The 26,953-nt window shown below is 56.8% G+C and carries 23 protein-coding genes; 5 read left to right on the top strand and 18 right to left on the bottom strand.

Annotation, left to right across the window (positions count from 1 at the left end):
- Positions 1–20: 20 nt before the first annotated feature.
- The 8 genes from VQ830_RS15420 to VQ830_RS15385 form a co-directional block, all read right to left on the bottom strand.
- Positions 21–1,166, bottom strand: coding sequence for a glycosyltransferase family 4 protein (locus VQ830_RS15420; RefSeq protein ID WP_337269019.1), 1,146 nt, complete (start codon positions 1,164–1,166; stop codon positions 21–23).
- Between the two features lie 220 nt (positions 1,167–1,386).
- Complete coding sequence (locus VQ830_RS15415; protein ID WP_337269018.1) at positions 1,387–2,307, bottom strand: sugar kinase; 921 nt, start codon at positions 2,305–2,307, stop codon at positions 1,387–1,389.
- A 128-nt stretch (positions 2,308–2,435) separates the two neighbouring features.
- Positions 2,436–2,762 carry a hypothetical protein gene (locus VQ830_RS15410; RefSeq protein WP_337269017.1) on the bottom strand — a complete coding sequence of 109 codons (327 nt, stop codon included), beginning with the start codon at positions 2,760–2,762 and terminating at the stop codon, positions 2,436–2,438.
- A 174-nt stretch (positions 2,763–2,936) separates the two neighbouring features.
- The gene (locus VQ830_RS15405; protein ID WP_337269016.1) at positions 2,937–3,920 is read right to left on the bottom strand and encodes an ABC transporter ATP-binding protein; all 984 of its coding nucleotides are present in this window, start codon (positions 3,918–3,920) and stop codon (positions 2,937–2,939) included.
- On the bottom strand, positions 3,913–4,920 hold the full coding sequence (locus VQ830_RS15400) for an ABC transporter ATP-binding protein (protein WP_337269015.1): 1,008 nt from the start codon (positions 4,918–4,920) through the stop codon (positions 3,913–3,915). The genes VQ830_RS15405 and VQ830_RS15400 overlap by 8 nt, the downstream gene beginning before the upstream one ends.
- Before the next feature lies 1 nt (position 4,921).
- Positions 4,922–5,839, bottom strand: a complete 918-nt coding sequence (locus VQ830_RS15395) for an ABC transporter permease (protein WP_337269014.1) — start codon at positions 5,837–5,839, stop codon at positions 4,922–4,924.
- Complete coding sequence (locus tag VQ830_RS15390; protein WP_337269013.1) at positions 5,836–6,759, bottom strand: ABC transporter permease subunit; 924 nt, start codon at positions 6,757–6,759, stop codon at positions 5,836–5,838. The genes VQ830_RS15395 and VQ830_RS15390 overlap by 4 nt, the downstream gene beginning before the upstream one ends.
- Before the next feature lie 348 nt (positions 6,760–7,107).
- A complete protein-coding gene (locus VQ830_RS15385; protein ID WP_337269012.1) occupies positions 7,108–8,688 on the bottom strand; it encodes a peptide ABC transporter substrate-binding protein in 1,581 nt (526 codons plus the stop codon).
- Between the two features lie 224 nt (positions 8,689–8,912).
- Between VQ830_RS15385 and bglA the strand changes: the two genes are divergently transcribed.
- Positions 8,913–10,556, top strand: coding sequence for a beta-galactosidase BglA (gene bglA, locus VQ830_RS15380; protein ID WP_337269011.1), 1,644 nt, complete (start codon positions 8,913–8,915; stop codon positions 10,554–10,556).
- Between the two features lie 127 nt (positions 10,557–10,683).
- On the opposite strand, the gene glf is transcribed toward bglA, so the two are convergent.
- From glf to VQ830_RS15335, 9 genes are all read right to left on the bottom strand, one after another.
- Positions 10,684–11,817 (bottom strand): UDP-galactopyranose mutase, encoded by a 1,134-nt coding sequence (glf, locus tag VQ830_RS15375; protein ID WP_337269010.1) that lies wholly within the window; start codon positions 11,815–11,817, stop codon positions 10,684–10,686.
- Positions 11,818–11,966: 149 nt separating this feature from the next.
- Positions 11,967–12,551: a glutathione S-transferase family protein gene (locus VQ830_RS15370; protein WP_337269009.1), complete on the bottom strand. Its 585-nt coding sequence runs from the start codon at positions 12,549–12,551 to the stop codon at positions 11,967–11,969.
- Between the two features lie 114 nt (positions 12,552–12,665).
- Positions 12,666–13,772 carry a branched-chain amino acid ABC transporter substrate-binding protein gene (locus tag VQ830_RS15365; protein ID WP_337269008.1) on the bottom strand — a complete coding sequence of 369 codons (1,107 nt, stop codon included), beginning with the start codon at positions 13,770–13,772 and terminating at the stop codon, positions 12,666–12,668.
- Between the two features lie 252 nt (positions 13,773–14,024).
- A complete protein-coding gene (aptA, locus tag VQ830_RS15360) occupies positions 14,025–15,353 on the bottom strand; it encodes an omega-aminotransferase AptA (RefSeq protein ID WP_337269007.1) in 1,329 nt (442 codons plus the stop codon).
- A gap of 200 nt (positions 15,354–15,553) precedes the next feature.
- Positions 15,554–15,874 (bottom strand): ArsR/SmtB family transcription factor, encoded by a 321-nt coding sequence (locus tag VQ830_RS15355; protein ID WP_337269006.1) that lies wholly within the window; start codon positions 15,872–15,874, stop codon positions 15,554–15,556.
- A gap of 94 nt (positions 15,875–15,968) precedes the next feature.
- Positions 15,969–16,733: a HugZ family pyridoxamine 5'-phosphate oxidase gene (locus tag VQ830_RS15350; protein ID WP_337269005.1), complete on the bottom strand. Its 765-nt coding sequence runs from the start codon at positions 16,731–16,733 to the stop codon at positions 15,969–15,971.
- Between the two features lie 31 nt (positions 16,734–16,764).
- A complete protein-coding gene (gene choV, locus VQ830_RS15345) occupies positions 16,765–17,811 on the bottom strand; it encodes a choline ABC transporter ATP-binding protein (RefSeq protein ID WP_337269004.1) in 1,047 nt (348 codons plus the stop codon).
- Positions 17,808–18,653 (bottom strand): choline ABC transporter permease subunit, encoded by an 846-nt coding sequence (choW, locus tag VQ830_RS15340; RefSeq protein ID WP_337269003.1) that lies wholly within the window; start codon positions 18,651–18,653, stop codon positions 17,808–17,810. Before choW ends, choV begins: the two co-directional genes overlap by 4 nt.
- Before the next feature lie 175 nt (positions 18,654–18,828).
- Positions 18,829–19,785 (bottom strand): choline ABC transporter substrate-binding protein, encoded by a 957-nt coding sequence (locus VQ830_RS15335; RefSeq protein ID WP_337269002.1) that lies wholly within the window; start codon positions 19,783–19,785, stop codon positions 18,829–18,831.
- 240 nt (positions 19,786–20,025) lie between these two features.
- Between VQ830_RS15335 and VQ830_RS15330 the strand changes: the two genes are divergently transcribed.
- The 3 genes from VQ830_RS15330 (at position 20,026) to VQ830_RS15320 (ending at position 23,167) form a co-directional block, all read left to right on the top strand.
- Positions 20,026–20,631: a thymidine kinase gene (locus VQ830_RS15330; RefSeq protein ID WP_337269001.1), complete on the top strand. Its 606-nt coding sequence runs from the start codon at positions 20,026–20,028 to the stop codon at positions 20,629–20,631.
- 154 nt (positions 20,632–20,785) lie between these two features.
- Complete coding sequence (locus tag VQ830_RS15325) at positions 20,786–21,823, top strand: hypothetical protein (protein WP_337269000.1); 1,038 nt, start codon at positions 20,786–20,788, stop codon at positions 21,821–21,823.
- A gap of 168 nt (positions 21,824–21,991) precedes the next feature.
- Complete coding sequence (locus VQ830_RS15320) at positions 21,992–23,167, top strand: DUF2333 family protein (RefSeq protein ID WP_337268999.1); 1,176 nt, start codon at positions 21,992–21,994, stop codon at positions 23,165–23,167.
- 50 nt (positions 23,168–23,217) lie between these two features.
- On the opposite strand, the gene VQ830_RS15315 is transcribed toward VQ830_RS15320, so the two are convergent.
- Complete coding sequence (locus VQ830_RS15315; protein WP_337268998.1) at positions 23,218–23,679, bottom strand: Lrp/AsnC ligand binding domain-containing protein; 462 nt, start codon at positions 23,677–23,679, stop codon at positions 23,218–23,220.
- A 112-nt stretch (positions 23,680–23,791) separates the two neighbouring features.
- Here VQ830_RS15315 and putA point away from each other — a divergent pair, with 112 nt between their 5' ends.
- Positions 23,792–26,908 (top strand): bifunctional proline dehydrogenase/L-glutamate gamma-semialdehyde dehydrogenase PutA, encoded by a 3,117-nt coding sequence (gene putA / locus VQ830_RS15310; RefSeq protein WP_337268997.1) that lies wholly within the window; start codon positions 23,792–23,794, stop codon positions 26,906–26,908.
- Positions 26,909–26,953 lie beyond the last annotated feature (45 nt).

Raw genomic sequence — 26,953 nt, 5'->3', positions numbered from 1 at the left:
GCCTGATGGGCTCCTACGGCTCAGGCTGAGGCGTTGCCAGTCTTAGCGCTTGCCTTGAAGGGAAAGCGCAGCCATCGCGTTCTTGCAATGCCGTTGGCGGTGCGGATGTTCGTGATGAACTGTTCCGTCGCCGCTTCCCATGAATAGCGTGTTGCCAGGGTGCGGGCCTCGTCGCGCGAGGCTCCAAGGGCGGCTAGGCAAGCCTTGCCGAGATCGTTATCGAGTGCACCGACACTTACCTTGTCGCCGATGATGTCAAGTGGTCCGGTTACAGGATAGGCGGCGACCGGCACTCCGGAGGCCAAAGCCTCCAGGATCGTGTTGCCAAATGTGTCAGTCTTCGACGGGAAGACGAAAACATCGGCTTGTGCATAGGCATGGGCTAGTTCTTCACCGAACTTCACGCCGGTAAAGAGCACGTCAGGATACGCCTTCTGCAACTCTGCGCGCGCTGGACCGTCACCGACCACGACTTTTGACCCGGGAAGATCAAGGTCAAGGAAGGCTGGCAGGTTCTTTTCAGGTGCAACGCGCCCGACGGTCATGAAGATTGGGCGCGGCAGACCAAATGGTCGATCTTCCAATGCGTTCGGTTTGAATAGGTTCGTATCGATACCGCGGCTCCAGGGCATGAGGTTCCTGAGACCGCGATGCGACAATTCTTCCGCAAGGCTCGGCGTCGCCACCATGCAGCCTGCGCCGCTATTGTGAAAGCGGCGCACAAAGCTGTAGAGCCAGCTTTCCGGGATCGGCAGCCGCGCGGCAACATATTCCGGGAAACGGGTGTGGTAGCTTGTCGAAAAGGCCATGTTGTTACGCAGGCACCAACGCCGCGCGCGAAAGCCAAGAGGGCCCTCCGTAGCAATATGCACATAGGCTGGCTGGTGCCGCTCGATTTCGGCGGCGACTTTTCGATAACTTGCGATGGAAAGACGAATTTCAGGATAGGTTGGGCAGGGTACGTTGTGGAACTGGCCTGGAGTGACCATTGCCACTTCGATCCCCATTTTTGCCAATTCACGGTTTGTGTTTTCAATAGACCTTACAACGCCATTCACCTGCGGGTGCCAGGCGTCAGTCACGATGACAAGGCGCTCGCGACCTTCGATAAAATTCGGTCTCTGCCGAGCGGAACTTCCTGTTGCGACCAAGGCGCTTTGCGGCATCTGCGGCTCTCACTTCGTCCGCCTTCTTGCGGAACCTAAGAATAAGGCCGTTGACGAGGTCATCCCGAGACGGCGCTGCCGGCGTCCTATCGCCTGAACGGGCGAAACGGAGCCATTGGCAGAATCGGCGCTGCCGATCCACCTCCTAGTGTCGCGTTTGTCTGTAATGGAATTATAACAGGCCGACCGTCGTCCTTACGTTCAAGAATGACGGCACAGTTCAAGCCGCCGGCAAACCGAGCTTATCCCATGCAATCAGGGCACCGTGCTCGCAGATCACACGTGCGGCAATGCCCGCAGCAAACCGTGCTGCTTCGGAAGCATCTTTAGTTTCGACATAACGCGCGAGGAAGGCGCCGTTAAAGCTGTCGCCGGCGCTCGTCGTATCCACCGGCTTTTCCACGGGCACCGCTGGAATGGTTGCGCTTTTGCCGTCGCAATCTACGAGCGCGCCTGCTGCGCCATTCTTCACAATTACGCTTTTGGCGCCAAGAGATTTGTAACGATGGATCGTGTCTTCGACAGAAGCGTCGCCAAAATGCATGGCTTCGTCGTCGAAGCTTGGCATAACCATCACCGAAGATCGCGCGCCTTCGGTGATCGTTGCGTGCATCGCCTCATAGCTCGACCAGAGACGCGGCCTGATATTTGGATCGAACGCGACCAGCTTTCCAGCGGCCTTTGCCCGTCTTACCTCGGCCAAGAGACCTGCAGCCGCATCCGCTGACAGAATGGCGAGTGTGATACCGGAGAAATAAATGATGTCCGATGCTTCAATCGCATTGCGCAGCTGATCAGGATCGTCGGCGAGCTGGCGCGCGGCAGAACTGTCTCTCCAATAGCTGAAGGACCGTTCACCGTCGCGGAGGCTGATCATGTAGAGGCCGGGCGCCTTGCCGCGAATGCGTCTGACGAATTGAGTGCCGATATTGTTTTTATCGAAAAAGGCCGCCATCTCGTCCGACATGGCTTCGTCGCCAAGAGCGGTGAAATAGTCAACGCGCCAATCTTTGGTAAGGCAGGCGCGCGCATACCAGGCTGTGTTCAGGGTGTCGCCGGCAAAGCCCTTTCGCAGCAGGCTATCCCCAGCCTGCGACAGTTCAACCATGCATTCGCCGATCGACAAAAACCGCCCGCTCATTTGTCCTCCACGCGTTAGGTGGAGGCAGATAAGCCATTTTTGTTGCGAAATGGCAAGGCGACAAAAAGAAGCCGCCAGCAGAGCCGGCGGCGAGTGCGTGAATAATCCGATCTGTACAAGAACTCCGATTAGAGTTCCGGGCAACCGCGGCGGTTTGCAAACGTGATGCGATCCGGGCCGTCGCTGGTCCAGCCGCGAACGGTAACGCTGCGGTCAGTGATGCGAACAACTTCCGGACGGCGGAAGCCTTCGTCGCGCGCGGCCTCGATTGCCTCGCGCGGGCTGCATCCGCCACGGCGGCGGAAGTCACGATCGCGATCGGGGTTTTCGACCCGAAGCCCATCAGGGCCAACACGAAGCTGGACGTCTTGCGCTTGTACGACTGAAAATGATCCTGCGAGGGCGCCGCTGACGACCGCTGCTGCAATTGCTGTCCTGGTCATGAAACGAAACATAATATGTCCTCCTCGTTTCCCCTACGGTTCGACTGTTCTTGGAGTGACAGCACCGTAGTATTTTTAAAAATCTCATGTTCGTCCGTTGGACGTATCCGTTCGAGCGCGACATGAAGTGGGCATTTCGGAGTAACAAATGCGTGAGGGGGCTTAAGGTTCCGCAGCCCCACCCGCTTATTGGTCGATATGGTAACAGGCGGCCGTATGCGCGGGACCAAGTCGCTCCGTCGGAGGGAACTCCTGGCGGCAAACCTCTGTCGCCTTGAAGCAACGCGGTGAGAACACGCATCCGGGCGGTGGATTGAGCGGCGAGGGCGGATCGCCCTGCAGTCGGATACGGTTTCGAGCCCGTGCCAGCTTCGGATCCGGGATCGGCGCGGCGGAGAAGAGGGCCTGCGTGTAAGGATGCGCCGGTTTGTCGAAGACGGCAGCACAGTTGCCTGCTTCGACAACTTTGCCGAGATAGAGAACCAGCACATCGTCGGAAATCAATCTGACGACCGAGAGATCGTGACTGATGAAGATCAGAGTCAGACCGAATTCCTTGCGCAATTTGCGCAGCAGCATGATGACCTGCCCCTGGATGGACACGTCGAGGGCGGAAACCGGCTCGTCGCAAACGATCAGTTTCGGCCGCGTTACGACAGCGCGGGCGATGCCGATACGTTGGGCCTGGCCGCCCGAAAATTCGTGCGGATAGCGGTTGATCATCTCCGGCACAAGACCGACTGCCGCCATGATCTCTCGCACGCGGGCCGTGCGCTCGGCTTTCGACAGGCTCGGTTCAAAGACCGTCAGCGGTTCGGCGATGATGTCGCCTACCGTCATGCGCGGATCGAGCGAGGCGATGGGGTCCTGGAAGATGATCTGCATATCGCGGCGCATCATGCGCATCTCTTCTTCGGAAAGATCGAGAAGATTGCGTCCTTGCCAGAGGATGCGGCCTTTTTGCGCCTTGAGCAGACGCAGGACAGAGCGGCCGAGGGTGGATTTGCCGCATCCTGATTCACCTACGATGCCAAGCGTGCGACCTTCGATCAATTCGAAACTCACGTCATTGACGGCGGTCAGAGTCAGCGGCTTCTTAAAGAAGCCCTTGGTCGGAACCTCGAATTCCGTCGTCAGATGCTGGACGCTGAGCAGAGAACGTTCAACCATTGTTTAGTACCTCCTCGCGGCGCGGGAATGGATCGAAGCAGGCGGCGCGATGGTCTGGCGCGAGTTCGGCCAGTTCGGGTGGCCCATCGATGCAGCGGTCCTTCACCTTCATGCACCGAGGAGAAAAGTTGCAGCCTTTCGGCAGGTGCATCAGGTTTGGCGGGCGTCCGGGGATGACGGCCAGCGCGTCCACATCCTGGTCTGGACGCGGGATCGAAGCTTGCAGTGCGGCTGTATAGGGATGTGCCGGCTGATCGAAAAGTGCTTCAACCGGCGCCTCCTCGACGATGCGGCCGGCATACATGACAGCGACGCGATCGGCGAGGCCGGCCACGACGCCGAGATCATGCGTGATCATCACGAGTGCGGTGCCCATATCCGCGGTTAGATCGTTGAAAAGATCGAGAATCTGCGCCTGGATCGTCACGTCGAGCGCTGTTGTCGGTTCGTCCGCGATCAGAAGCTTCGGCCGCGTCAAGAGCGCCATAGCGATGACGATGCGCTGGCGCATGCCACCTGAAAGCTCGTGCGGATAAAGCTCGAACCGGCGTGTCGGATCGGGAATACCAACTCGCTTCAGCATATCGAGCGCTGCTGCGGATGCGGCCTTGGCGGAAAGACCTTGATGCACTTCGAGCTGCTCGGTCAGTTGCCGCGAGATCCGAAGCGACGGATTGAGAGCCGTCATCGGATCCTGAAAGACCATCGCCATCTCCTTGCCGCGGATCTGGTCGAGTTCCCTCCCTTTCAGGCCAATCAGGTTGCGGCCGTCCAGGATGGCTTGGCCGCTGGTGCGCCCATTGCGGGCCAGAAGTCCCATGATGCCCAGAAAGGTCTGGCTTTTGCCCGAACCGGATTCGCCAACGATCGCCACACGCTGGCCGCGCTTGATCGTCAGATTCATATTCGAGACTGCCTTCACTTCGCCGTCCGGCGTGGTGAAAGTGATCGAATAATCCTTCAGTTCGAGGAGGACGTCATTTTGCTGTGCTTTTGTCATGTTATCTGTCCTTCGGGTCGAAGGCATCGCGTAAGCCATCACCGATGAACAAGAGGCTCATCAGCAGCGATACGAGGAAAATGGCCGGAAAAACCAGGAGCCAAGGGCCGCTTTCGATGGCATTTGCGCCTTCGGCAATGAGAGTTCCGAGCGAGGTCAGCGGCTCTTGGACGCCAAAGCCGAGATACGAAAGAAAACTTTCGGTTGCGATGATTTCCGGAACCGTCAGTGCCGCGAAGATGACGACAGGCCCGACAAGGTTCGGGATGATGTGTCTGACGATGATCTTGAACGGCTTTTGCCCCGAGGCGCGGGCTGCCTCGACGAACTCGCGTTGTTTGATGGAAAGGGTTTGTCCGCGCACAATGCGCGCCATCGTCAGCCATTCCAGCGCCCCGATGGCGGCGAACAGAAGGTAGACGTTTCGCCCGAACACCACCATCAAAAGGATAACGAAGAGGATGTAAGGCAAGGCGTACATGATGTCGACGAAACGCATCATGACGGCATCCACCTTGCCACCCACATAGCCGGCCACGGCACCGTAGAGAACGCCGATAAAGACCGACACGAATGTCGCGGTCACGGCAACGGCAAGCGAAACGCGCGTCCCGTAGAGCACGCGAGCCGCAAGATCCCGGCCGTTGGCGTCCGTACCGAAGTAGTGGCCCGCCGATAGATCAGGCGGCGCACGGAAAGCGGCCCAATCGGGATCTTCGTAGTTGAAGGGCAGAAAATAAGGTCCGAAGAGAGCGGCAAGAACAAGAAGGACGAGAACCACGACGGCGGCAACGGCCGCTTTGTTGCGTGACAATCGTCTCAGGGCATCGACCGTCAAGGAACGGCTTTCGCCAGTTAGTCCTTCTGCCTCGAGCAGTTCAGCGACCAGAAGTTCCTTCTTTGCTGGATTGAGGATCATCGGTTTCTCACTTTCGGATCGAGCCAGGCATAGGCGATGTCGACGAGAAGGTTCAAAAAGACGATCAGAACCATGTAGAAAATGACGGTGCCGAGAACCATGCCATAGTCGCGGTTTAGCGCGGCGGTGATGAAGTAGCGGCCGATGCCGGGCAGGCCAAAGATGCTTTCCACGACCAGTGAGCCCGTCAAAAGATAGCTCGCCGCCGGCCCTAGATAGGACACAACGGGCATCAGCGCCGGCTTCAAGGCATGCCGGATGACCGTCAGGCGCGGACCAATGCCCTTTGCCTTGGCCGTACGGATGAAGTTCTGGTTCATCACCTCGATCATCGATCCGCGCATGATTCTCGAAATACGTCCGGCGTGCGGAAGCGCAAGAACAACAACTGGCAGGATGAGGTATTTGATCGATCCATTGCCCCAGCCGCCCACCGGCAGCCAGTCCAGCTGGATGCCGAAAATGAGCTGGAGGATAGGCGCAACCAGGAAGTTCGGCAGAACAAGCCCGGTCAGCACGATCAGGCCGATCAGATAATCCGGCGCTTTGTTTTGATAAAGCGCCCCGAGACAGCCTGCGGTGATGCCAATGAGGATCGCCAGAATAAACGCCGACCCGCCGATCGTGAAAGTATAGGGCAGTCCACCCATGATCTGCTGCGTCACGGTAAAGTCCTGATTGGCAAAGGATGGTCCCAAATCGCCGACGAGAACATTGCCGAGATATATGAGATACTGCTGAATGAGCGGCTTATCGAGGTTATAGTGGGCCGCAAGGTTTTGCATAATGACGGGCGGTAATGGCCGCTCGCCATCGAAAGGGCCGCCCGGCGCAAGGCGCAGGACGAAAAACGAAAGTGTGATCGCGATCCACAAAACGGGGATCGTCGATAACAAACGACGAAACGCATATTTTATCATGGTGCCAATGGGCGCTCTTCAGGGAACTGAGCCTCTACCAGGCCCGTCGCCGGTTATCCCGCAGGGGACTATTCGAACTGAATTGAGACGCGCGGCTTCAGCCTGCGGATCTCAAGGCGCTTCTTCTTCTCCAAATGGCCGAAAGGGTCAACGGTCGATGCCGAACCCTTCCTGCCGATCAAGAGAATGTGATGCATTGTACTATCGATACGTCTGCCCATTCTATCATTGGCAGCGCCGCATCCATCGTATGTTCGAATGTTCCAAAGACCGAAACACGGTCATCCAATCAGGAAGGACCTGCGACAGGGGCGCAAGCTGGCTCGCGTCCCCTGTCCAAGCGTCTCCTTATTCCTTGACTGTCAACCAACGGGTGCGGTGGATGTCCTTGATGTTGTCGACGAAGCCAGAGACTTTCGGCGACACCATGTTTTTGGAAACATAATAATAGATCGGGATTGCGGCGCTGTCGTCGAGCGCAATCCGTTCAGCCTTTTTGAAGATCTCGGCGCGCGCTTTAAGGTCGGTCGTTGCGTTGCCTTCCTTGATCAGCTTGTCGTAGTCAGCATTGCTCCAGCGGCCGTAGTTCATCTCGACGCCGGTAACGAGCAGGTTCAGGAAGTTGTCCGCATCGTTGTAATCGGCAAGCCAGCCGGCACGGCCGATTTCCACCTGTCCACGCTGCATCTCGTCGTAGTGCACCTTGGTTTCGGTGTTGTAGAGCTCGATCTCAACGCCAAGCGGCTTCCACATTGACGCAATGGCGGAAGCGATCCGCTTGTGGTTGTCATTGGTGTTGTAGCGCAGCTGAGCCTTCAGCGGATGATCCGGTCCAAAACCAGCTTCCTTCAGAAGCTTTTTGGCTTCCGCCACCTTTTCAGAATACGGCATGTCCTTCCAGGTCACATATTCCGGTTCGCCATAATTGGCGACGCCCGGCGGAACCCAGGAATAGGCCGGCAATTCGCCGGTGCCCAAGACCTTCGGACCGATGACTTCACGGTTGACGGCCATGGAGAGAGCCTGGCGCACGCGCTTGTCGTTGAAAGGAGGCTTGGTGGCGTTCATCACGTAATAATAGGTTCCAAGGAAGGGAACCACGTGCGCCTGACCCGGCAGGTTCTTCTTGATCCATTCATACTGATCGGCTGGGAAGTCCGTCAGAATGTCAAACTCGCCGGCGCGGTAGCGCTTCAGCGCGGCTTCCTGATCTTCGAGCGTAAAGAACTTTGCGCCCTCGATCTTGATGTCTTTTGCACCATAATATTGGTCGTTCTTGACGGTCGCAACATGCGAGCCTGGAACCCACTCGACCGGCTTATAGGGGCCGTTCACGACGATATTGCCGATCTTGACCCAATCGTTGCCCTTGGCATCGATCACGTGCTTCGGCAGGGGGTAGGCTGTATAGTGCATCAGCGCGTCAAGGAAATAAGGGGTCGGGCTTTCCAGCGTGATCTCGACAGTCTTGTCGTCGATTGCCTTGACGCCGAGCTGGTTCAGATCGGTAATTTCGCCGCTATTGATCTTGGAGGCATTTTTGATGGGGAACTGGAGATAGGCGTACTTTGCAGCGTTCTTCGGATCCATCAGGCGCTGGAAGGCGAAGACGAAATCGCCTGCCGTGACAGGATGGCCGTCCGACCACTTGATGCCGTCGCGAAGCTTGAAGGTGTAGACTTTACCGTCGGGCGAAATGGTCCAGCTTTCAGCCTGGCCTGGGATCGGCTGAGCCTTGGCATCTTCCGTAACGAGACCTTCAAAAATATCGCCGGCAATGCGGTTTTCCCAGTCGCCGGAGAGCTTTTGTGGATCGAGCGATGTTGCATCGCCACCGTTGTGGATGTTGAGCGTCGCTGCATGCGCAGAAAACGTCAGCATTGACGCCGCGAGCGCCGAGACGAAGAATTTTTTCGAGAAATGTATCATGCCAAGTCCACCTTTCCAGGCTTTTCACCCGTTTTAGATTTTTATTTCGAGCTTCTGCCCGTTCCCCCCAGAACCGGCCGAAGTCGACGGCGCAGATTACCCAAAAGGCTTCGCCATGCAACCCCTGCAATGCCGCCTTGCACAAAGGCTTGTCGGTGCGGTTGTCTTTTATGGTTGCCGCTTTACTGTAGGGCTGGTTCGTAAAGACGATGGAGATGTAATTTATGGCTCTTGAGCGGAGTTCTGCGCAGGATTGGTGGCGCGGCGCAGTGATTTACCAGGTTTATCCGCGTTCTTTCCAAGATACCAATAGCGACGGATTGGGTGATCTCAAGGGTGTCACGAAGCGCCTGCCGCATATTGCCAGCCTCGGCGTCGACGCCATCTGGCTATCACCGTTCTTCACGTCTCCCATGGCCGATATGGGTTACGACGTTTCCGATTATTGCGATGTCGATCCAATCTTCGGTGTGCTTGCAGATTTCGATGAGATGATGACCGAAGCCCATCGGCTGGGCCTGAAGGTGATTATCGACCAGGTCATCTCGCACACTTCGGACCAGCATCCTTGGTTTATCGAGAGCCGTGCCAGCCGGACCAATCCCAAAGCTGACTGGTATGTGTGGGCCGACCCGAAACGGGACGGAACAGCGCCCAACAACTGGCTTTCCATCTTCGGCGGGCCAGGCTGGGAATGGGACGGCGTGCGCCGGCAATATTACCAGCATAATTTCCTTGCATCCCAGCCTGACCTGAACTTCCACAATCCAGAGGTTCAAACCGCCGTGCTCGATGCCGTGAAGTTCTGGCTGGATCGCGGTGTGGACGGCTTCCGCCTGGACACCGTCAACTACTATTTCTGCGACAAGCAACTCAGGGACAACCCGCCGCATGAGCCTGATGAAAGCGATGCCGGCCTCGATGCGCCAGAGAGCAATCCCTATGGCATGCAGAATCATCTCTACGACAAGACACAGCCGGAGAATATCGAGTTCTTGAAGCGATTCCGCGCGCTTCTCGATCAGTATGATGGACGCACGACCGTCGGCGAAGTTGGTGATGGCGCAAGATCACTGCAAACGGTCGCAGCCTATGTAAGCGGCGAAGACAAGCTGCATATGTGCTACACATTCGACCTGCTGCAGCCGGATTTTTCAGCGGCGCATATCCGCAGATGCGTGGAATCCTTCCAGACGCTCGTCTCGGAGGGCTGGGTATGCTGGGCCTTTTCAAACCATGACGTGGTCCGTCACGTCAGCCGGTTTGCTGCGACAGCCGAAGAGCAACCTTTGGTAGCCAAGCTGGCCCTTTCGATCCTGGCAACCTTGCGCGGATCAATCTGCCTCTATCAAGGCGAGGAGCTCGGATTGCCCGAGGCTGAGCTTGCTTTTGAGAATTTGCGCGATCCCTACGGTATTCGGTTCTGGCCTGCATTCAAGGGGCGGGATGGATGCCGTACGCCCATGCCCTGGGAGGCCGGCAAAGCCCATGCCGGCTTTACCTCCGCCGGTAAATCATGGCTCCCCGTGCCCTATGAACAAGCCCGGCTTGCTGTCGATGTGCAGGAAGGTGACGAGCAGTCGGTTCTTGCCCATTATCGCAGTACGCTGAGCTTTCGCAAAAGCCAGCCCGCCCTGATCGACGGAAGCATGAGTTTTATCGATGCCGGCCCACTTCTGGCCTTCATCCGCGAAAAGGGCGATGAACGCTTGCTGTTCGTGTTCAATACAACGCGTGAAGCGGTAGATTTCAGACTGCCGGCGGGCCTTGCGATCAAGGAACCGGTCGAACTGCCTGGCTATGCGCCAGTCTCAGGAGTTGGCCCTTTCACAGTCGAGGCCTTACAAGCTTTCTGCGCCCGTATCTGATGCAATCTTGGCCTGCTATGCGGTCTTCATACGCCAAGCGGAGCAGTGGGTGTCACCGCTCCGCTTGAACCATGAAAGTTTCCAGGAACTGCCGTCCGAAGATGAGATAGCGGTACCGGCTTTATCTTTATCGGATAGCCGGTACGATCTGCTTTTCGAACAGCGCCAGCGCCCGCCCGCAGGCCTGGTCCATATTGTAATAGGCGTAGTCGCCAAGACGTCCAGCAAACCAGACCTTTCCTGACAAGCTGCCTGCCAGTTCCTGATAGGGCTTCAACATCTTCGACGTGTCGGGTGTCGGCACCGGATAGTAGGGTTCGTTCTTTCCGGCGACATAAGCTTCGGGATATTCTTCGATCAGGAGCGTGCCATCGGCGCGGTCGCGCGTCAGGTGTTTGAGCTCAGTGATGCGCGTGAAATCAAACTCGTTGGGATAATTTACTGTGCCGACCGGCTGCGCCCATTGATCGGGCTCCTGCCGCATTTCAAAGCGCAGGCTGCGGTAGGGCAGGGCGCCGAACTGATAATCGAAAAACTCATCGATCGGGCCTGTGAAGACGACGCGGGCATCCGGGTTGCTTTCCACCGCATGCTTGTATTCGGTTTCCAGGCTGACATGAATGTTCTCGTGATCCAGCATGCGCTCGAAGAGGCGCGTGTAGCCCTCGCGCGGCATGGCCTGGTACGTATCCTGGAAGTAGCGATCGTCTCGGCTGATAAAGAAGGGCACGCGCGCCGTCACCATCGGATCGAGATCTTCCGGACGCAGATTCCACTGCTTGAAGGTGTAGTTCTTGAAAACCTTATCGTAGACGTAGTCCGCGATGTAGCGCATGTTCGGCGCGTCGGTTTCGCGCAGCTTCATGATCGGGATTTTTTTCCCGAAGCCGTAGGTCTCAACCAGTTCCTCGCACAGCCGCTGGGCCATGCCTTGTGGGAACGTCATCTCAATCGAATTGATGTTGAAGGGAATCGGCACGAACTGGCCATCGACGCTGCCCACAACCTTGTGAAAGTAAGGCATCCATTGGGTAAAGCGTGACAGGTAATTCCAGACCATTTTGCTATTGGTGTGGAAAATATGCGGGCCGTATTTGTGAACCAGAATGCCAAGTGGCCCACGATAATCGTAGGCATTGCCGGCAATATGATCGCGGCGGTCGACGACCAGAACCTTCTGGCCCAGTTGTGAAGCGATACGCTCTGCAAGCACGGCTCCGGTGAAACCCGCTCCAACAATGAGCCAATCGTATTTTGCCATGTTTTCTCCCCGGCTGCTGCCTAGCCTAAAACGACCCTTATCTTCTCGTTAGTCAAGCAAGCTCGCTTGAAACTGGAGAAGCAAGAAAAGCGCGATCTGTTGTGAAGAACAGCATAGCGATACTGACACGGGCTTTCGCGAAATGGCGGCTACATGGGAAGTTCGTAGCCCAAAGCGCTCTCGATATCCAAAACCTTCGAAACAGCAGGACGCTTCATCATGCGCTCATAAAAGGCATTAAGGCGCGGCAGCTTGTCAAAAGCAGGATTAAGACTGTTGCGAAATCTCCAGAGCAATCTGAAGAGATGAATATCAGCAATCGAGTAGTCGTCCCCGAGTACGAAAGCATGATCGCAGAAGCGCTTTTCGACAATCTCGTACATCGCAAGGGCGTGGCCTAGGCCTTTGCGACGCGCCGGATGAACTGAAGACGCGAGGAAAGACATCCAGGACACGATGCGAGCTTGCCTCTCTGGTGCCGCAGGCAGGGCAAGGTGGCTTTCTGGGAAGAGCATGGCGAGATAGAACAATATGCCTGCGACTTCCGTCAAGGGGCGCTCATCAACGAGCAAGGTAGGAACTTTTCCTTCGGCATTGATCCTAAGATAGTCGGGTGATCTATTCTCTCGCTTCTCGAAGGAGATCGGCACGATCTCGAACGGGGCGCCGATTTCATAAAGCGCGATGTGAACGGCCATGGAACTTGAGCCCGGTGACATGAAGAGCTTGAGCATGGGCAGATCTCACGAAAAGGCCTCGCCTTGACGGCGAGGCCAACTTACAGCCTCCAAATGAAGGCACAAGCTCAAAGACACCGCGCCCCGATTCTAACGCAGGACGCAGCAATCTTACTGAAGCGGAACAATCTTGCCGCCTTCCCACTTGAACAAGGCAAAGCTTTGCGACGTGAGGTCGCCATTTTCGCCATAGGTCAGTTTGCCGATCGCCGTTTGGACGGGTTCGCCCGTCTTCAAGGCCTTCGCGACAGCTTGTCCGTCTTCGGCATTTTTTGCCTTTTCAATGCCAGCCTTGATCACTTCGACGGCAGCGTAGGCATTCAGAGTGAAGGCCTCTGCAGGAATCTTGCGGGCTGCAAGCGCGTCGGCAGCAGTCTTTGATTCTGGGTTCTTCGTCGCGTCGGTCGCATTCGTGAAAATCGTCCCATTGGCCGCTGTGCCGCCGATCGCATTGAACTCGCTGTTCGAGAGGCCGTCTCCGCCAATGATCGTGGCTTTTACGCCGATATCTGCGAGCTGACGCGCCAGAAGGCCGCCTTCTGGATGATAGCCGCCGAAATAGATGACATCGACCTTTTCGGATTTCAGGCGGCTCGTCAAAGCGCCGAAGTCTTTTTCGCCAGCCGAGAGACCATCATTGAAGACTTCCTTGACGCCCGCAGCGTTCAGCGTTGCCTTGAACGCATCGGCCAAACCTTTGCCATACTGGCCCTTGTCATTGATGATGGCGATGCGCTTGTCCTTGAAGTTCTTAGCAACATAATTGGCAGCCACTTCCGCCTGCTGATCGTCGCGCCCGCAGGTGCGCAGCACGGTTTCGAGCCCGCGTTTCGTCAGATCGGGCGCGGTTGCTGTGGGGGTAACCATCAAGACACCGTTTTCCGCAAAGACATCCGATGCAGGAATCGCGACGCCAGAGGTGACAGGTCCGACAACGAAGTGAATGCCTTCACCGACGATCTGGTTGGCAGCCGATACACCTTGCTTCGGCTCGCCGGCGTCGTCGGCAAGTTTTAGGATCAGCTTTTCGCCGAGCACGCCGCCCGCCTTGTTGATTTCATCGACCGCGACCTGAGCACCGTTCTTCACCTGCTCGCCATAGGCGGCAACGGGGCCCGTTAACGGCGCGACAAGACCGATGGTAACGTCCGCGTGAGCGGACTGGGCAGCACTTACCAATGCCAGCGCGGCTGCGCTTGCCAGCAATTTCAACTTCATGTTTGTCTCCTTGGTATGATCCATCAGCGCCGGATGTTTCCGGTCTGGTGCGGCGTTTCCCGCGCGCGCACTGCTGTTACTTCTTTATTGACCCATGATCCGCACAGGCGAACCAGTACGGATATGGACCGAGCTTTAACGCTTCAATCCGGATTCCCCCGCTGACATGAGCAGGATGGCCTGTTCATGTCAGTTGCTACCTTAGGCGTGCGCGGTGTGAAGACGCAACCTCAAGTTAAAAGATCGGTGTCGTCAGATGTTGCTGTTGAGAATTTCCCTCAGTTTTCCGAAGATCTCATCGATGTGGTGCTTTTCAACGATCAGCGGTGGAGACAAGGCGATGATATCGCCCGTCGTGCGGATAAGCAGCCCGTTTTCATAGGCCTTCAAGAAGGTTGAGAAGGCGCGCTTGGTCGGCTCTCCCGCAATGGGGTCCAGTTCGATTGCGCCGATGAGTCCGAGATTGCGAATGTCGATCACATTCGAGCAATCCTTGAGCGAGTGCAGTCCATCTTCCCAATAGCTGGCCAATTCGCTGGCGCGCGTCAGCAAGCCTTCTTCCTTATAGGTGTCCAGCGTCGCAAGCGCCGCTGCCGAGGCAATCGGGTTTCCGGAATAGGTATAGCCGTGGAAGAACTCGATCATGTGCTCAGGGCCATTCATGAAGGCATCATGAATCTCAGAGGTGACAAACACCGCGCCCATAGGAATGACGCCGTTTGTCAGTCCCTTTGCCGTCACGATGATATCCGGCTTGACGTCGAAATACTGAGCCGCGAATGGCGCGCCGAGACGACCGTAGCCTGTGATCACCTCATCGAAAATCAGAAGAATGCCGTGTTTGGTGCAGATTTCCCGGAGCTTCTGGAGGTATCCCTTCGGCGGAATCAGCACGCCGGTCGATCCGGCAACGGGCTCGACGATGACAGCTGCAACAGTGGAGGCATCGTGAAGCGTGACGATACGCTCCAGTTCTGTCGCAAGATCGCCGCCGTGTTCGGGCATTCCGCGTGTGAAGCGGTTCTTGTCCGGCATATGGGTATGCGGAAGATGGTCGACGCCCGTGAGCAGCGTCCCGAACATCTTTCTGTTCGAGACGATGCCGCCGACGGAAATGCCGCCGAAATTAACGCCATGGTAGCCGCGCTCGCGGCCGATGAGACGAAAGCGTGAGCCGTTGCCCTTCACGCGATGATAGGCGAGGGCAACTTTCAAAGCCGTTTCGACCGATTCGGAGCCCGAATTCGTATAAAGTACGTGATCAAGCCCTTCCGGCGCGAGGTCCACCAGCCGGTTGGCCAGCTCGAATGCCTTGGGGTGGCCGAGCTGGAAGGCAGGAGCATAATCCAGTTCGCCTGCCTGCTGGCGAATGGCTTCGGTAATTTTGGGGCGGCAGTGTCCGGCATTCACGCACCAGAGGCCGGCCGTACCATCAAGGACCTTCCTGCCATCATGCGTGGTATAGTGCATGTCCTGCGCGGCCACGAAGAGACGCGGTTCTTTCTTGAACTGCCGGTTTGCGGTGAACGGCATCCAAAAGGCGCGTAGATCGTTCGGCGTTGAATTCAGGCGGTTTGACATGCTGCTCTCCTGTCCGCTGCGGCCAATCCGCTTCGGCCCTCTAATTTGATCATTTGGTCAAATTATCAGGGCGCACAAATCGGTCAAGGAGAGGATCGGCCTGGAACCGACCTGCCGCACAAAAGATGATGGCAAGCAGTTGCCTTGTCGGCAAAAGCGGGGCTGGCAGCGCGTCGGCATACCAGTCCCCACTCTTCACTTTACGCGGCTGTCTTCTTGCGCGATGGCTGCGGCGCATAAATTTCGCCGAGCGTGCTCAGAAGCTTCATGACAGGTTCGGAGCTACTGGAATAATAAATGGTTTGCGCGTCGCGTCGCGTGTTGACCAGTTTCTGGGCGCGCAATTTCGAAAGATGTTGGGAAAGCGCCGACTGGCTGAGGCCGACTTGAGCCGCGAGAACGCCGACGGGAATTTCCGCCTGGGTGAGGCTACGCAGGATCAGAAGCCGCTTGGGATTTGCAAGAGCAGACAAAAGGGCAGCTGCTGCATTAACATGGTCCACGATATCGCTCTTTTCCATTCTCAATCTTCCTAATTTGTTTCTCCGAGCAATCTTCCAGGCAGGGAGCGCCTGTGCGAAAATCGGAATGATTAATGGTAGTAAATGACCGTTTTTAGGTTTTTGTAGTAACAGATGCTATTTTAGCTATGTTTGAATATGTGGCATCGAGGCTGGTGACAAGCGCCTCCCAATTGTATCGGATAAAAAGTTCGCCTTCTGCGATGTCCAACCCTTCGCAATCCACGCCGGCAACGCGCCAGGCCGAGTTGGCTGTTTTTCGACTGACTCCCGAAGCAGCAGCGATATTATCGAATATATGAGGAAATTTTTCGTAGACGTAGCGTTCTATTTCGTCTGCATGATCCGCGATGAGCGCATTTGCGGGAGAGTGGATCAGTAAATCTCGCCCTTCGATCCGATACGCCCGGCCAAATCCGCCATTGAGGCTTGCCCATTCCGGCATCAGGCGGAAGAAGCAAAAGTCTGTAAAATCAATGTAGAGCGCAGCCTTTGGATGCCGCGCCAAAAATCGCTTTCGAAGGCGTTTATGGTCGATGCCATCCCGATCAACCGCTTTTGCGCGGCACTGTATGGTCATCCGTGCATAAGCAAGCGGATCACCCTTTCCGGGCTCTCCTACAAGAAGTGAGGCTCTGCCGTCTTCTCGCAAGGCCGCCGTGTGTGTCGCCAGAGCGGACACCAGCACTGCCGGGCATCCATCCATGTCGGTGCAAAGCAGGATCCGGCTTGCGAATGGGAACTGGGTTTGGGGATCAATCACTGCCAAAGCGGCGTAAGGCGATGTGTGTTGAAGCTTGCGCGCAAGCTCCAACGCGTCGTCATCCGTCTGCCGCAGTGTGGATGTCTGATCCTTCATTAGGATTTCTTGACGTAAAGCTTGGTTGCAATCAAGCTTCTTCGCGGCGTCTGTGGCGGGTCAAGCCATGTAATATATCACGTTCCCGGATTGTTCCGACGATAGTGCCGTTATCGACCACACCGATGACCCCCGGCTGAAGCGCCAGACGGTCCATAATGTCTACCAAAGGTGTATCAGCGGTCGCGGTTGCACTGACTGGCTCGTTGCTGTCCGTGATTCGCGGCTGCATCACATCGCTTGCTCTGAGCATCGCGATCGGATTGAGATGCTGAACGAAGTCCGCAACATATTTGTCCGCCGGGTCGCGAACGATGTCTTGCGGCGTGCCGCACTGGATGATCCTGCCACCCTCCATGATGGCGATGCGATTGCCGATGCGAAACGCTTCGTCGAGGTCGTGGCTGACGAAAAGGATCGTCTTTTTCAGGCGCCGTTGAAACTCCAGCAACTCGTCCTGCAGGCGCGTGCGAATAAGGGGATCGAGAGCAGAAAAAGGCTCATCCATCAGCAAAATCGGAGCGCCCGTGGCAAAGGCGCGCGCCAGTCCGACACGCTGCTGCATACCACCAGACAATTCCCCCACTTTACGGTTTGCCCATTTTGAGAGGTTGACGAGTTCCAACTGTTCGCCGACACGCTTCTTGCGTTCGGCTTCGGGCACACCGGCAAGCTCAAGCCCAAAGCCGACATTGGAGGCGACACTTCGCCACGGCAACAAGGCAAACTGCTGGAACACCATCGAGACCGTGTGCATGCGCAGATCGCGCAGCGCTTTGGCACTTGCCTTGTAAGGATCGACGGGGCCGCTTGAGGTCGAAACGGATACGGAGCCTCGTACAACGGGCGCAAGCCCGTTGACGGCGCGCAACAAAGTGGACTTTCCGGAACCCGACAAGCCCATGAGGACCAAGATCTCTCCTTCCTCGATGCTCAGCGACGCATCTGCAACGCCAAGTACGAGACCGGTAGCGGCACCGATTTCGTCGCGCGTCTTGCCCTGATCGGCAAGCGTCAGCGCTTTCTCCGGTTTGTTACCGAAGACGATGGAAACATTGTCGAAACGAACTGCCGTCATGACGCCTCTCCTTCGTCCGAAGTGCGGAACATCCGGTCGAGAATGATCGCCAGCACGACGATGCATAGGCCGGCATCAAAGCCCTTGGCGATGTTCACCGTGTTCAAGGCTCGAAGCACCGGTACGCCAAGCCCGTCTGCGCCCACCAAAGCCGCTATGACCACCATGGACAAAGAGAGCATGATGGTTTGCGTGAGGCCCGCCATGATCTGTGGCTTGGCAAAGGGAAGTTCGACCTTCTGCAGGATCTGCATCGGTGTGGCGCCAAAGGCGGCGGCTGCCTCGACCAGCGACGGCGGCGTTGAAATAATCCCGAGCCGCGTCAGGCGGATAGGGGCGGGGATGGCAAAGATAACCGTTGCGATCAGTCCGGGCACCATGCCGAGACCGAAAAGAATAAGAGCTGGAATCAGATAGACGAAAGTTGGAATGGTCTGCATGAGATCGAGGATCGGTCTTAGCAGTGTATAGACCCACGGCCGGCGGGCGGCCGCGATGCCGAGCGGAATGCCAACGATCATACAGACAAAGGTGGATGCGATGACGAGTGCCAGCGTTTCCGTCGTTTCCTTCCAGTAGCCTTGATTGACGATCAGAAGAAGGCCGAGGCAGGTGAGGACGGCAATCAGGATCGAACGGCGCAACCAAAAACCAATTGCTGCAATCGCAACAATGACGATCAGCGGATGGGGTCTTTGCAGCAGGAAAAGCAGCCCGTCGATCGTTCTGGTGATCAGAAATGCGAGTTCGTTGAAAAACCAGTCAGCGTTCGATGTCAGCCAATCGACAAACGCCTTGGCCCACAGGCCGATCGGAATTTTTTGATCAGTTATCCAGTTCAAGGTCCCGCCTATCCATCATGAGCAATCGTTTTTGTTCAAAGACGTGCAGCATCTGCGTCGGCAGTTCATCCGCATGTTCGCCGCTAATGCGGGCTTCACTACGGCTGCCATAAGCTTCCAGCTTTTGCGCGATGCACGCGAAAAAGGGGAGCGGCCGCGAGCCGCTCCCTATGCCTCAAAGACCGAGGCTCTTCTTGACAGCCGCAGCACCGTCACCTGAGCCATCGAGCGTCTTCACGCCGGCCAGCCATTGGTCGATTGCGGCGGGATTTGCTTTCAGCCAATCCGTGGCGGCTTTTTCCGGCTCTTCGCCGTCATTCAAGATGCCGCCCATGATGTGATTTTCCATCGGCAGCGAGAAAACCAGGTTCTTCAGCAGGGCGCCGACATTCGGGCATTGCTGCAGGTAACCGGCCCGAACATTGGTGAAGACCTTGGCGCCGCCAAAATCAGGACCGAAGACATCGTCGCCGCCTGTCAGATAGGTCATTTTGTAGGTTTCATTCATCGGGTGGGGTGCCCAGCCGAGGAAAACGACCGGCTTTCCAGCCTTGTCGGCACGGGCGACCTGAGCGAGCATCCCTTGCTCGGAGGATTCGACAACTTCCATGCCCTTCATGCCGAAGGTGTTTTTGTCGATCATGTCCATGACGAGACGGTTGCCGTCATTGCCGGGCTCAATCCCGTAGATCTTGCCATCGAGCTCGTCCTTATGAGCTGCGATATCCTTAAAATCCTTTATGCCGAGTTCCGCACCCTTTGCATTGGTAGCGAGCGTGTACTTGGCGCCAACCAGATTGGGTCCGAAGGATTCGACGGACTTATCGTCGATATAGGGCCGTACGTCCTTTTCCTGGGTCGGCATCCAGTTGCCGAGGAAAATGTCGATGTCCTTGTTCTTCAGCGATTGATAGGTCACCGGAACCGACAGAACCTTGACATCGGGTGTGTATCCAAGGCCCTTCAAGATGACCGAAGTCGTCGCGGTGGTTGCCGTGATGTCGGTCCAGCCGACATCAGATAGTCTGACCGTCGAACAGCTTGACGGGTCAGCGGAAAATGCAGTGCCGGCAAGTGCCAAGCTGGCGAGCGCCGTAGTAGCAATAAGACGAAATGCGCTTGTCGTTTTCATTTTAGACTCCCAGTCTTACGTTCCCAAGCCAACCACCAATAGCGCGGATTGACAAGCGCCCTCGTTGCGTTTGCGTCGCAATGAACTATCCGAATGCGACGTCGCCGATTTTTTGCTCCGGTTTTAATGCTCTCCCGGCAAGCCAATTTTCTGTGGTTTTTTTCATTTTCTGTGGCTTGTTTCAAAGGTGACTTTTATTTCAGGCCGGAGGAGGTCAAAAACCGGCGCACGGAGGCCATGATGGCGAAGCTTTATTTTCATTATTCAACAATGAATGCCGGCAAGAGCACCATGTTGCTGCAGGCCTCTTACAATTATCAAGAACGCGGCATGCGTGTGCTTCTGCTGTTGGCGGCCTTCGATAATCGTGCAGGGCAGGGTTTAATCGGCTCGCGCATCGGACTTCAAGCCCCGGCTGTGGTTTTCCATCTCGACACCAACTTGTTTGATCTTGTCAAAGAAGCAAATGGAGAAGGGGAGCCTATTGCCTGCGTCTTCGTGGATGAATCTAATTTCATGACGCGCGAGCATGTCTGGCAACTGGCCCGGGTGGTGGATTGCCTCGGGATTCCGGTCATGGCCTATGGATTGAGAACGGATTTTAAGGGCCGGCTTTTCCCAAGCTCGGAAGAGTTGATGGCGATTGCCGATGAACTGCGTGAGGTTCGCACCATCTGTCATTGCGGCCGAAAGGCAACCATGGTGGTGCGTCTTGACGCGCAGGGCAAGGTCCTGACGGAGGGCGCGCAGATCATGGTCGGCGGCAACGAGAGCTATGTTTCGCTCTGCCGCATGCACTGGGACGAGGCGGTGAACGGCCCTTTCCGATGCGATCCAGCCTCTTGACGAGCATCTAAGGCGCGCCTGTTTTTCGGCTTTATAACTCTGCTCCCTTTATCGACGTCCTCTTCTTGCTGTAGATTGATTTGAGGGGTTGGCGGCTTCGGACAAGAAGCCGCTCTGAAACGCAACAGGTCGCGCCGTGACGGGGATGCCATTTTTGTTTTTACGCCGCAAAGCCTCTTATGAGGACACTTTTCTTCAGGCTTCACAGGCTGTCGATCGCTTTGCATCCGAGACCGAGCGGCTCGTCATCCGTCTTGAGCCATCTGTGGATCCCGCAGAGGTCAGCCTGGGGCTTCCTGATGACTCTGATGATGGTGTGGCTGCTGTTGAAGCTTCGCATGACGAGCGTCGCCGTCTCCTCGGCACTGTTATCCATCGGCTTGACCTGCTGTCCGAGGCTGCCTTTTTGCAGCTCGACCAGGTGCGAATGCCGACGCGAAGTGAACGTCTCGCTGGCCGCTTTTCGCGGCGTTTGATGTGGCGTCGGCACAACAGGCGATTGCGGCTTAGCTCGGCTGTGGGCAGGCTGGTCGATCTTATCGCAAAAACCGACGAGGTTTTGACGTTGCTGCGCCGCTATCAGCAAGTCGCCAATCTCGCTCGGGATGCGACCGAAGAATGCGCAGCGCGACTTGGTCGGCATCGCCGGCAATTGCTGTCCGATCGTGAGACGGCGCTGAAGGACCAGAAGAAAATTGCAGCGCGCGCGCTCGTTCTGGCTGGGCGCATTGGGCTCTATGGTGACGAAGATGATCAGCATCGAATGCAGGAGGAGCGAAAGACCCTTCTTGCCGAAGCCAAAATTCTCGAGAAGAAGGCAGGGCAGCTTCGTGTCGAGGCAGACCTCGTGATTGAGGCTGCGATCAAGATGGAGGCGCTCGTGGCGTGCTTCAACCGCGATGTCGCCGTGGCCAATGCCTTGCTTCGCAAAGTTATCCTTGATGCGGAGGAACGAGATGTCGGCTATCGGGCGCATGTCGATCTGGGCGCAGCGGCGGCGGGTTTCGTCGGTTCTTCTGCGCCGTCACTCACGCTTCCGGCTTATGAGCTTGGGCGCAGGAAGAGCATCGCAGAGAGCACCTTCCTCAAGCTCTTCCCGGAATATATGCCCGCTGAGCATGCGACCGGTGCACCCTTGATCGATATGGCAATGAGGCGGATCCCCCGCTGGCGTCTGCGGTTCCGTCTGTAAAAGCGAGCATGGCGGCCTTCGGGTTTGTCGATCGTGGAGACGCGAACCGACCTTTGTTTGGCGCGATTCTTCGGCTCGGCTGTTGTTCTTCCGTTCCCGGCTGCATATGTGAGGGCCGTAAGGAAGCGAACCTCGCCGCAAGACGGCTTGCCCTAGATGGAGGAAGAAATGCTCGACCGGACTGGCGGGTTCTTTAATCGCGTAAAAGCCGCCTTGGTGCGCACCTTTGGCATAGTGGCTGCCGCCGTTACTTGGCCGTTTCGTGCCCGATCGGCAGGCCACTCTAGAGCCGGCATCGTTCTTCGCTTCTTTCTTTCGGGGCTGGTTGTCCTGCTGGTCCTGCTTTATGGCAACTTCATCTGGCAGACTCAGGTCTGGACGAACTTCAACCCGAACTTTGTCGACGAATATCGGCTGAACGAGCGGAAAGTTCCGGCCGGCCAGGAGCTTCCCAGCGCGCCTGTGGCGCAGACAAGTGCTCAGGCCGGTGCCGAGACAGCAGCTCCTGCGGCGACGGCGTCCGCTCCGAAGAGCTGCCAGCGTTCAGCGATTGTCGACGTCGCTGCCGATCTGACGGACTTCAACGTCAACCAGAATTCCTGGATCTCTTCCATGCTTCTCTATCGTCTCGGCTTTTTCGGGCTCGATTGGGACAGCACACCATTTCTCGACAACAAGGCGAGCTTTCAACGCGGCGTCAATCAGGCCGTTCGCCGGACTTCGATCGAGCTTGTCGATACGCTTGGCCGTGTTCGCGGTACGTCCGGCATCAACAACGACCTGCAGAAGGCGCGCGGCAATTTGCAGTTCGACGAGTTCAGCTGGTATTTCGGTGTCAATCCGTTCGGCCCGAAGACGCCGACGCCGAGCTATTATCGATCTGCCATCGATAGCCTAAGGCGCTTCAATACCGATCTGGCGAGCTGCAATTCTGTGTTCGACGGTCGCGCCGACAATTTCGTCCAGTTCATCGACCGGATCGCGAACGATCTCGGCAGCACCTCGGACATGTTGGCCGAGCGTTCCGAAAACCATAATTTCGGCTGGTTCGATATGCGCGCCGACGATCGTTTCTGGTTCGCCTACGGCCAGCTTTATGCTTATTACGCGATCATTTCGGCTGCCAATGCGGATTTTTCGCAGGTCGTCTCAGAGCGTAACCTTGGTGCCATCATGAATGGCACAAAGCGCCAATTCCAATCCGCTTTGCGCATCCAGCCGATGATAATTTCCAATGGTGCAGAAGACGGTTCGATCATGCCAAGCCATCTTGCGACAATGGGCTTTTACATCCTGAGGGTTCGCTCCAACCTCGTCGAGATGCGGTCCATTCTTGATCGCTAGGGAAACTCGCGGGCTTTGCCGCGTTCGCGGCAGGCCAGTCGTCTCTTCTTTTAGACGGGGAGCAGGCTTGTGCTTTTGACTTCTTCCATGACAGCATAGGTGTGCGTTTCGCGCACGCCCGGCAGCGACAAGATGACATCGGTGAGGAAATGCCGATAGTCGTCCATACCGGCCAGCCGTGCCTTGACGAGATAGTCGAAGCCGCCCGCCACCATATGGCACTCGATGACGTCATCGCTTCGCCGAACGGCATCGGCGAAGGAATCGAAGATATCGGGCGTGGTCCGGTCGAGCTTGACTTGAATGAAGACGAGAAGCGAACGGCCCAGTTTCTCCGGTGAAAGCACCGCCATATAGCCCGTGATATAGCCGTCCCGCGTGAGGCGTTTCACGCGTTCGGCCGTTGCTGTCGGCGAGAGGTTGACGCGCTCCGCTAACTCGATATTCGAGAGCCTTCCTTCCTTCTGAAGGGCGCGAAGGATCTTGCGATCTAGTCTGTCTAATTCCCTCATTTTTCGCTGTCTTTGCCCCTGCCGCTAGCGGAAGAAAATTTCTGACCATCTTTGTTTGGTGAGAAAAACTATGATAGTCGATATATGTTGTGGATATCACGGAGATCGCCGCATGACCACCCTCGATTCCACGAAAATACCTGCTTTCAACGCTCCATTTGCCGGGGACGACGACCAATTGCTCGCCCGTTTCTCGGAAAGGCTCGCCCTTTCGTCTTCCCATGAGGTTGGCATCGATAAGCGTGCCACCGGGATGATCGAGGCGATCCGCGACAATGCGGGGTCCATGGGCGGCGTGGAAGACTTCCTGCGGGAGTATGGTCTGTCCACCAAGGAAGGTCTTGCTCTGATGGTTCTTGCGGAGGCGCTGCTGCGCGTTCCAGATGCGCTGACGCAGGATAAGCTGATCGAGGACAAGCTGAAAGAGGGCGGCTGGAGCGAACAGGAAGGACGCGGGGATAGCTGGTTCGTCTCCGCTTCGGCCTGGGCGCTTGGCGTGTCTTCGCGTCTCATTCGTCCTGGCGAAACGCCAGAAGGCGTGGTGCGCGGCCTTGTAAAGCGGCTTGGCCTCCCGACGGTCCGTAGCGCGACCAAGCAGGCGATGCGATTTCTCGGCCATCATTTTGTTCTCGGCGAAACGATCAAGGACGCGCTTTCCCGTGCAGCCAAGAGTGAAAAGAAAGGCTATCGCCATTCTTTCGATATGTTGGGCGAAGGGGCGCGCACTGCGGAAGACGCCAAGCGTTATTTCGAGTCCTATTCTATGGCGATCGAGGCCATCGGCACCTGGATGCGCAAGAATGCCGAAGGGCACGAGCTTCCGGACCGCATGGGAATCTCCGTGAAGCTTTCCGCCCTGCATCCTCGCTACCTTGCAACGCATCGAGACAGGGTAATGAAGGAGTTGGTGCCCGATCTTCTAAAGCTTGCTCAGATGGCCAAGGCTCACCGGCTTAACTTTACCGTCGATGCCGAGGAAGCAGATAGGCTGGAACTGTCGCTCGATGTGATTGCCGCGGTCTTTTCCGATCCCTCCTTGGCGGGCTGGGATGGCTTCGGATTAGCCATCCAGGCCTATCAAAAACGCGCTATCTCCGTCATCGATTACATCGACAATCTTTGCGCCTCACTTGGCCGCCGGATGATGGTGCGCCTCGTCAAGGGCGCCTATTGGGACACCGAAATCAAGAGAGCGCAGGAGCGTGGTCTCGACGATTATCCCGTTTGGACGCGTAAGCAGGCGACCGATCTTTCCTATCTGGCCTGCGCGCAGCATATGTTGTCCAAGCGCCAACGTATCTTTCCGCAATTTGCAACGCATAATGCGCTGACTGTCTCGACCATTTTGGAACTCGCCGGTTCAGACCGTACGGGGTTCGAGTTCCAGCGTCTGCACGGCATGGGCGAGGCCCTCTATAATCATTTGCTTGAAAGCAATGATCGTATTGCGTGCCGTATCTACGCACCCGTTGGCGGTTACCGCGATCTTCTCGCTTATTTGGTCCGGCGGCTCCTTGAGAACGGCGCAAACTCCTCGTTCGTTGCGATGGCCGGCGATCGCAACGTTCCGATCAAAACTTTGCTGGAGCGCCCCGCTGTAAAATTGCAGCTGGATGTCGGGGCGAGCGCCCGCAACGGCAAGATCCCGATGCCAAGGGCGATTTATGGTAGCCGCAAGAACAGCGCCGGTCTGGAATTCGGTCATCGCGAAACGCTGAGCGCGCTTCTGGAAGGCGTTGGCCGTCAAACCTCGGCGATTGCCGCGGGTCCGCTTGTTCCCGGGGTCTCGGCGTCGGGTTCAGAAGAAGCGGTTTTATCTCCAGCCGATCAAAGTCGTCGGGTTGGGACTGTGAAAAACGCGACGGTTGCCGATGTCGAAAAAGCATATGCAATCGCGGCCAGGGGGTTTCGCGCATGGTCGCGTACCGACGTTGAGCGACGTGCCGCAGTGCTTGAGCGCATGGGTGATCTCTTGGAAGAGAATCGCGACAGGCTTCTCCATCTCCTGGCCCTCGAAGCGGGAAAAACATTGGACGATGGCATCGCGGAAATACGCGAAGCAGTCGACTTTTGCCGCTATTATGCTGGAGAGGCGCGTCGTTTGTTTGGTTCTACCCATCGCATGCCAGGCCCTACAGGCGAGGACAATCGTTACCTTTGGCGCGGGCGAGGCGTCTTTGCCTGCATCTCACCGTGGAATTTTCCGCTTGCTATCTTCCTCGGTCAAGTGTCGGCAGCGCTTGTCGCTGGCAATGCGGTGCTTGCAAAGCCTGCACCTCAAACCCCACTGGTCGCGTACGAAGCCGTCAAGCTCTTCCACAAGGCCGGCATTCCGGCCGATGCACTCCTTTTCTTGCCGGGCGGTCCAGAGGTTGGCGCTGCCATTACAGCCAATCCCATGCTTGGTGGTGTCGCCTTTACCGGTTCAACGAAGACTGCGTGGTCGATCAACCGCAGTTTGGCCGCAAAGGACGGACCGATCGTGCCCTTGATTGCCGAAACCGGCGGCCTCAATGCAATGATCGTCGATGCCACCGCTCTCAGCGAACAGGTTGCGGACGACGTCGTTCTGTCCGCCTTCCGTTCAGCTGGTCAGCGATGCTCTGCGTTGCGGTTGCTCTTTCTGCAGGAGGATGTCGCAGAACCCATGACGCGCATGATCGAAGGCGCCGTAAAGGAATTGCAGCTCGGCGATCCCTTGCGCGCCGATACCGACATTGGTCCGATCATCGATGCCAAGCAGAAAGCCCTGCTGGATGCACATATTTCGGATATGCGCGCCAGCCAGAAGGTCCGTTATGCCGGCCAGGCGCCGAGCAGCGGCAGCTTCTTTGCCCCGCACATCGTTGAACTCGATCGCGCTGCGTCTCTGAAGAAAGAAGTGTTCGGGCCCGTGCTGCACATCGTGAGGTGGAAAGCGCGGGATCTGCCGCAGGTCCTCGAAGAGATTGCCGGTTCGGGCTATGGGCTGACCCTTGGCGTCCATAGTCGCATCGAAAACACGGTGCGGACCGTGACCGATGCGCTCGACACGGGCAATATCTACATCAACCGAAACATGATCGGAGCAGTTGTCGGCACGCAGCCTTTCGGTGGCTCGGGCCTGTCGGGAACCGGTTTCAAAGCAGGTGGTCCGGCCTATCTGCTGCGCTTTGCGCTGGAGCAGGTGATTTCGATCAACACGGCAGCGGCGGGCGGCAATGCTAGCCTCATCGCCATGGGAGAATGATGGGCGGATCTATCACTCTACTCGTTGGGGCGCAAAGACAGATAT

The sequence above is a fragment of the Oryzifoliimicrobium ureilyticum genome (genome assembly GCF_037199735.1).
In the GTDB taxonomy this organism is placed as follows: Bacteria; Pseudomonadota; Alphaproteobacteria; order Rhizobiales; family Rhizobiaceae; genus Rhizobium; species Rhizobium ureilyticus.
This window is presented reverse-complemented; position numbering and strand designations above follow the sequence as displayed.

Coding starts and splice junctions, on each gene's coding strand:
- putA (WP_337268997.1), top strand. CDS start 23,792: ATGACCACCCTCGATTCCACGAAAATACCTGCTTTCAACGCTCCATTT.
- VQ830_RS15410 (WP_337269017.1), bottom strand. CDS start 2,762: ATGTTTCGTTTCATGACCAGGACAGCAATTGCAGCAGCGGTCGTCAGC.
- VQ830_RS15415 (WP_337269018.1), bottom strand. CDS start 2,307: ATGAGCGGGCGGTTTTTGTCGATCGGCGAATGCATGGTTGAACTGTCG.
- VQ830_RS15400 (WP_337269015.1), bottom strand. CDS start 4,920: ATGACAAAAGCACAGCAAAATGACGTCCTCCTCGAACTGAAGGATTAT.
- VQ830_RS15350 (WP_337269005.1), bottom strand. CDS start 16,733: ATGAAGGATCAGACATCCACACTGCGGCAGACGGATGACGACGCGTTG.
- VQ830_RS15385 (WP_337269012.1), bottom strand. CDS start 8,688: ATGATACATTTCTCGAAAAAATTCTTCGTCTCGGCGCTCGCGGCGTCA.
- glf (WP_337269010.1), bottom strand. CDS start 11,817: ATGGCAAAATACGATTGGCTCATTGTTGGAGCGGGTTTCACCGGAGCC.
- VQ830_RS15330 (WP_337269001.1), top strand. CDS start 20,026: ATGGCGAAGCTTTATTTTCATTATTCAACAATGAATGCCGGCAAGAGC.
- VQ830_RS15395 (WP_337269014.1), bottom strand. CDS start 5,839: ATGATCCTCAATCCAGCAAAGAAGGAACTTCTGGTCGCTGAACTGCTC.
- VQ830_RS15365 (WP_337269008.1), bottom strand. CDS start 13,772: ATGAAGTTGAAATTGCTGGCAAGCGCAGCCGCGCTGGCATTGGTAAGT.
- VQ830_RS15315 (WP_337268998.1), bottom strand. CDS start 23,679: ATGAGGGAATTAGACAGACTAGATCGCAAGATCCTTCGCGCCCTTCAG.
- VQ830_RS15370 (WP_337269009.1), bottom strand. CDS start 12,551: ATGCTCAAGCTCTTCATGTCACCGGGCTCAAGTTCCATGGCCGTTCAC.
- VQ830_RS15355 (WP_337269006.1), bottom strand. CDS start 15,874: ATGGAAAAGAGCGATATCGTGGACCATGTTAATGCAGCAGCTGCCCTT.
- VQ830_RS15420 (WP_337269019.1), bottom strand. CDS start 1,166: ATGCCGCAAAGCGCCTTGGTCGCAACAGGAAGTTCCGCTCGGCAGAGA.
- VQ830_RS15320 (WP_337268999.1), top strand. CDS start 21,992: ATGCTCGACCGGACTGGCGGGTTCTTTAATCGCGTAAAAGCCGCCTTG.
- bglA (WP_337269011.1), top strand. CDS start 8,913: ATGGCTCTTGAGCGGAGTTCTGCGCAGGATTGGTGGCGCGGCGCAGTG.
- choV (WP_337269004.1), bottom strand. CDS start 17,811: ATGACGGCAGTTCGTTTCGACAATGTTTCCATCGTCTTCGGTAACAAA.
- VQ830_RS15335 (WP_337269002.1), bottom strand. CDS start 19,785: ATGAAAACGACAAGCGCATTTCGTCTTATTGCTACTACGGCGCTCGCC.
- VQ830_RS15390 (WP_337269013.1), bottom strand. CDS start 6,759: ATGATAAAATATGCGTTTCGTCGTTTGTTATCGACGATCCCCGTTTTG.
- aptA (WP_337269007.1), bottom strand. CDS start 15,353: ATGTCAAACCGCCTGAATTCAACGCCGAACGATCTACGCGCCTTTTGG.
- VQ830_RS15405 (WP_337269016.1), bottom strand. CDS start 3,920: ATGGTTGAACGTTCTCTGCTCAGCGTCCAGCATCTGACGACGGAATTC.